Origin of the sequence: Corallococcus sp. AB049A, from assembly GCF_003668885.1 — a bacterium.
In the GTDB taxonomy this organism is placed as follows: Bacteria; Myxococcota; Myxococcia; order Myxococcales; family Myxococcaceae; genus Corallococcus; species Corallococcus interemptor.
In genome coordinates, this window is sequence record NZ_RAWL01000017.1 from 37,915 (window position 1) to 43,914 (window position 6,000).

The 6,000-nt window shown below is 69.0% G+C and carries 5 protein-coding genes; 2 read left to right on the forward strand and 3 right to left on the reverse strand.

Features of this window, described 5'->3' with window-relative positions; genetic code table 11:
* Nucleotides 1–127: 127 nt before the first annotated feature.
* The 3 genes from D7X55_RS03525 to D7X55_RS03535 form a co-directional block, all read right to left on the reverse strand.
* A complete protein-coding gene (locus D7X55_RS03525; protein WP_121722224.1) occupies nt 128–1,312 on the reverse strand; it encodes an iron-containing alcohol dehydrogenase in 1,185 nt (394 codons plus the stop codon).
* Nucleotides 1,313–1,332: 20 nt separating this feature from the next.
* Nucleotides 1,333–2,796, reverse strand: a complete 1,464-nt coding sequence (locus D7X55_RS03530; protein ID WP_199746849.1) for a glutamine synthetase family protein — start codon at nt 2,794–2,796, stop codon at nt 1,333–1,335.
* Nucleotides 2,797–2,859: 63 nt separating this feature from the next.
* A complete protein-coding gene (locus D7X55_RS03535) occupies nt 2,860–4,347 on the reverse strand; it encodes an aldehyde dehydrogenase family protein (RefSeq protein ID WP_121722225.1) in 1,488 nt (495 codons plus the stop codon).
* An 88-nt stretch (nt 4,348–4,435) separates the two neighbouring features.
* On the opposite strand from D7X55_RS03535, the gene D7X55_RS03540 reads away from it, so the two are divergent.
* Complete coding sequence (locus tag D7X55_RS03540) at nt 4,436–5,194, forward strand: glutamine amidotransferase (RefSeq protein ID WP_199746850.1); 759 nt, start codon at nt 4,436–4,438, stop codon at nt 5,192–5,194.
* Between the two features lie 78 nt (nt 5,195–5,272).
* A partial coding sequence (locus tag D7X55_RS03545; protein ID WP_121722227.1) for a triacylglycerol lipase occupies nt 5,273–6,000 on the forward strand: 728 nt, incomplete at its 3' end.

Consider the following 6,000-nt stretch of genomic DNA (forward strand, 5'->3'; position numbering starts at 1 on the left):
GTTCTGAACCTTCTGACGACAGAGGCACGGGTTGATTCACCGCTCAAAAGGCACGAGGCCCCTCCCGTTTCCCTCGGAAGAGGCCCCGCTGAAACACTCTGAAATCAAGCTGGAGTGAAGCCGCTTTTCAGTACGCCTCGCGGGCCATGGCCAGCAGATCCGCCTCCGTCACCGAGCGCGGATTGCCCTGGTGTGAAGCGTCCTGGAAGGCCTTCTGCGCGATGTGCTCCAGGTCCTGCTCCTTCACGCCCGCCTCGCGCAGCCGCGTCGGGATGCCGACGGCCGCCGCCAGCTTGCGCACGCGGTCGATGGCGTTCGCGGCGAGCACCTCCTCGCGCGCGTTGGACGTGTCCCCCAGCGCGATGGAGATGCGCGCCAGCCGCGCCGTGCAGGACGCGCGGTTGAACTCCATCACCGCGGGCAGGACGATGGCGTTGGCCAGGCCATGCGGCACGTTGGAGATGGGCGTCAGCGCGTGCGCCAGCGCGTGGCTCGCGCCCAGGCCCTTCTGGAAGGCCATGGCGCCCTCCATCGCGGCCACCATCATGTCCGTGCGCGCGGCCAGGTCCTTGCCCTCCTTCACCGCCGTCACCAGCGAGCGCCCCACGCGCATCACCCCGTCGATGGCCACCGCGTCCGCGAGCGGATGGAAGCCATTGGCGACATGCGCCTCGATGCAGTGGGTGAGCGCGTCCATGCCCGTGGCCGCCGTGACGGACGGAGGCAGGCCCAGCGTCAGCTCCGGGTCGATCACGGCCGCCTTCGGCAGCAGGTACGGGCTGAAGATGACCGTCTTGCGGCCCGTGTCCGCCAGCGTCACCACGCCGGAGCGCCCCACCTCCGAGCCCGTGCCCGCGGTCGTCGGAATGGCGATGAGCGGCGGCAGGTCGTCGCGCACGTACTGGTCGCCGCCCTTCGCGTCGTCGTAGCGGCTGAGCGGCGGCTCATGCGTGGTGAGCAACTGCACCAGCTTGCCCGCGTCCAGCGCGCTGCCGCCGCCCAGGGCGACGATGCCGTCCGCCTTGTGCGCGCGGTACGCCTCCAGGCCCGCGAACACGTCACGCTCCGTGGGGTTGGGCTCCACGCGGTCGAACACCGCGCACTCCATGCCCGCGCCCTTGAGCACGTCCGTGACGCGCGTGGCGAGCCCCGCCTTCACCACGCCCGCGTCCGTCACCAGCAGCGGGCGCTTCATGTTCAACCGCGCCGCGTGCGCGGGCAGCCGCTGGAGCGCGCCCGCGCCGAACACGATGCGCGTGGGCCACGACATCTCCGTGACGCGCGGCTCCGAGGGAATGTCAAAAGGCTTCATGAACGGTCCTCCTTCAAAAATCAGATGAGCTCCAGGTAGCGCTCCAGCTCCCAGGAGGTGACCGCCCGCTCGTACTGGCGCACCTCCCACTCGCGGGTGCGCACGAAGTGGTCCACGAAGCCCTCGCCCAGGATTTCGCGGGCACGCTCGCTGTTCTTCAGCAGGGCCACCGCGTCCTTCAGGTTGCGAGGCAGCGGCTTCGTGTTCTTCGCCTCGTAGGCATTGGACAGCACGGGCGCGGGCGGCTCGATTTCGTTCTCGATGCCCCACAGGCCCGCGGCCAGGCTCACCGCCATGCCGATGTACGCGTTCATGTCCGCGCCCAGCTGGCGGTACTCGATGCGCATGGACTTCGCGCTGTCACCGATGACGCGGATGGCGCAGGTGCGGTTCTCCAGGCCCCACGTCGCGCTGGTGGGCGCCCAGGTGTTCTCCACGCTGCGCTTGTAGCTGTTGATGGTGGGCCAATAGAGCGCCGTGAGCTCCGGCATCAGCGCCACCTGCCCGCCGATGTAGTGACGCATCAGCTTGCTCATCCCGTGCTTCTGCGACGGGTCGTGGAAGAGGTTCTCCTCGTCCTTCAGGTTCCACAGCGACTGGTGCACGTGGCCGGAGCAGCCCGGCAGCTTCGGGTCCACCTTCGCCATGAAGCACGCGGACACGCCGTGCTTCGCGCAGATCTCCTTCACCACCGTCTTGAAGAGCGCCGCGCGGTCCGCCGCCAGCTCCAGCGTGTCGTAGCGGATGGCCGCCTCGAAGACGCCCGGGCCCGTCTCCGTGTGGAAGCCCTCGATGTTGAGCCCGTACGCGTTGCACCCGTCGATGAGCGCGTGCACCAGCGGCGCGTTCATGGACGTGCGCAGCCACGAGTAGCCGAACATGCCCGGCGTCAGCGGCGTGAGGTCCTTGAAGCCCTTCTCATGCAGGCTCTGCGGGCCCTCCTTGAAGAGGAAGAACTCGTACTCCGCGCCGAACTTGGGCAGGAAGCCCAGCTTGCGCGCGCGCTGCCCCATCTTCTGGAGCAGCTGGCGCGGGCTCGCCTCGAAGGGCGTGCCGTCCGCGTTGACGAAGTCCAGCAGGAACGCCGCGGTGTCCGGCTCCCACGGGATGATGCGCGCGGTGGACAGGTCCACCTTCGCGGGCGTGTCCGGGTAGCCTGTGTGCCAGCCCGTCACCTTGGTGTTGTCCAGCAGCTCGTCGCCCAGGTCCCAGCCGAAGACGACGTCGCAGAAGCCCATGTTGCTCTTCGCGGCGCTGTAGAACTTCTCCAGCGACACGTACTTGCCGCGGAAGACGCCATCCACGTCGATGGCGCCCAGCTTCACCTTGCGGACGCCCTTCTCGTCCATCCACCGGCGCAGGGAGTCCATGTCCCCCTGCTGTCCGGGCACCGCTCGCGGCCCACTCTCACCGCGCTCCTTCGCGCGAGCCCGGCGGGCCATCGCCGGATGGGTGAGCACCTTGGCCTTGGGACGCGACGGCATGCGGACCTTCCTTTTCTTCGTCATGAAGCGATGGAGCAGTGGAATGGAGGGACGCGCGATGGCTCAGGGGGACGGAAGCTTCGTCCACACGGCCTTCGTCTGGAGGTAGCCGTCCAGCGCGTGGTGGCCCAGGTCCTTGCCCCAGCCGGATTCCTTGTAGCCACCGAAGGGCGCCGCGTCGTCGAACTCGTTGAAGCAGTTGATCCACACCACGCCGCTCTTCACCTGCTTCGCCAGCGCGTGCGCCTTGGCCACGTCACCGGTCCAGATGGACGCGGCCAGGCCGTACTGCGTGCTGTTCGCCATCGCGATGGCCTCCGCGTCGTCGCGGAAGCGCAGGCAGCTGAGCACCGGGCCGAAAATCTCCTCCTGGGCAATCTTCATGTCCGGCTTCACGTCGCCGAAGATGGTGGGCTTCACGAAGCAGCCCTTCGCCTTGAAGCCCTCCGTGTCGCGGCCGCCGCCCGCGAGCAGCTTCGCGCCCTGCTGCTTGCCGCTCTCGATGTAGCCCAGCACCACGTCCATCTGCTTCTGGCTCACCAGCGCGCCCATCTCCGTGGTCGCGTCCAGCGGGTCGCCCACCTTCATCGTGCGCGCCTTCTCCACCAGCTTCGCGACGAACGCGTCGTAGGCCTTTTCATGCACCAGCACGCGGCTGCCCGCGTTGCACGTCTCACCCTTGTTGCCGAAGATGCCCCAGAAGCACGCCTCCACCGCGCGGTCGAAGTCCGCGTCCGGGAAGATGATCTGCGGGCTCTTGCCGCCCAGCTCCAGCGTCAGCTTCTTCAGGTTGCTCGCGGCGGACGCCTGGAGCAGCCGGCGCGCGGTGCGGCCGGAGCCGGTGAAGGAAATCTTGTCCACGTCCGGGTGCCGGGCAATCGCCTCGCCCGCGGGGTCACCCAGGCCGGTGACGACGTTGATGACGCCGGGCGGGAAGCCCACCTCCAGCGCCAGCGCGCCCAGCTTCAGCGCGGTGAGCGGCGTGTACTCGGAGGGCTTCACCACCACCGTGCAGCCGGCGGCCAGCGCGGGGCCCAGCTTCCAGCCCAGCATGCACGTGGGGTAGTTCCACGGGATGATGGCGCCCACCACGCCCACCGGCTCCTTGAGCGCGTAGGTGTGGAAGGGGCCGTCCACCGGCAGCACCTCGCCCGTGATGGTGCTGGCCATGTCCGCGAAGTTCGCGAGCGTCGCGGCGGCCGGCGCCACGTCACCCCGGATGGCGTCCTTGAACACCTTGCCGTTGTTCATGGACTCGACGAGCGCGAACTCCTCGCGCCGCTCGAAGAGCAGGTCCGCCAGCTTGCGGATGAGCTTGCCGCGCTCGCGGCCGGTCATCTTCCCCCACGGCCCGGACTCGAAGGCGCGGCGCGCGGCCTTCACCGCGCGGTCCACGTCCGCGGCGGTGGCGGCGGGCACGTCAGCAATCTTCTGGCCGGTGGCGGGATTCACCACCGCGAAGGTGCCGCCTTCAATGGGGTCCACCTGCTGCCCGTCGATGAGCAGCTTGAGCACAGGGAGCTTGGGAGTGAGCGAACGAGCGTCGGTCATGGCGAGGCCTCGGGTGAGCACGGCGCGCGAGCGACCTGGAAGTGGCGGGCACCGGACACGGACGGCACGACACGGTAGGAATGGCGCCATGACGCGGCAACCTGCCCCCATGAAGAACGTCCTCCTGCTGAAAGCCGGCGACGCGGCGGCCTCCGTCCAGCTCTCCGTGGGCGACTACGAGCGGTGGTTTCTGCAAACCATCGGACTGTCCGGGCAGCGCTTCGACATCCTCCCGGTGCACAAGGGCGCGCCCCTGCCGAAGGACGCGAAGGGCTACGACGCGGTGATGATGACGGGCTCGCCCCTGTCGGTGACGCAGCGCGAGCCGTGGATGGAGCGCGCGGGCGCCTTCATGGTGGAGGCGGGCGAGCAGGGCATCCCCGTGCTCGGCGTGTGCTTTGGCCAACAACTCCTCGCGGAGGCCTACGGCGGCAAGGTGACGCGCAACCCCAACGGCCGCGAGACGGGCACCGTGGAGGTGACGCTCTCACCCGAAGGGCGCGCGGATCCGCTGTTCGCCGGCCTGCCGGAGCGCTTCGCGGTGCAGGCCACCCACGAGGACATCGTCTCCCGCCTGCCGGAAGGCGCCACGGTGCTCGCGGGCAACGCCAACACCGCGAACCAGGCGCTGGCCTTCCGCTCCAACGTGCGCGGCGTGCAGTTCCACCCGGAGATGCCCACGGACGCCATGCGCGCGGTCATCCTCGCCCGCGAGGACAAGCTGGACGCGCTCGCGCGCGAGAAGGGCGTCCCCGAGGGCGAGTACGTCCCGAGGCTCCTGTCCGGCATCACGCCGACCCCGTTCGCGCACCGGGTGCTGATGAACTTTCTCCAACACTTCACCTGACCGGACGGGCGCTGATCCAGGCCGCGCGGTGACGCGCTCCCTAGCTTCCTCCCGTGCAGGAGGGACGGGGGCGTCGGGATGAATCCGTTCGTGATGCAGTACCGCAGGCTGAAGTGCCAGCTGAAGTACCTGGCCAGCTACGTGGATCTGGATCCACGCGGCAACCGGGTGGTGCGCCGCACGGACTTCAAGCACTGCCAGAGGCCGGTGCTCCTCCTGCACGGCTTCTTCAGCACGCGCCGCGTCCTGGAGGTGCTGGAGCACCGCCTGCGCCGCGAGGGCTACTGCGTCTGGTCCATCCACCTGGGCGGCACGATGGACCGCTTCAACACGCACCGCATCGACGAGCTGGCGCGCAAGGTCCAGGGCAAGGTGGACCGGCTCTACGAGCGCCACCCGGGCATGGGGCCGCTCACCATCATCGGGCACTCGAAGGGCGGGCTCATCGGCACGTACTACGTGAAGCGGCTGGGCGGGGACACGCGCGTCAGGAGCCTCATCACCCTGGGCACGCCGCACAAGGGCACGCGCATGGCCTACCTGGGCTGCGCGACGCTGGGCTGGTTCAGCCGCAGCATGTGGCAGCTCACGCCCACGTCGCGCTTCATCAAGGACCTCAACGTGGGCGCCTTCCCGCGCCACGTGCGGCTGGTGTCCATCTACTCGCGCGAGGACGTCATCGCGCGCTACCCCTCCTCCGTGCTGGACGTGGAGGGCCAGCCCAACGTCTTCAACGTGGAGCTGTCCGGCGTGGTGCCGCACGGCGAGCTGCTCACGCGCCGGGCCGTGTGGGAGGTCATCCAGCG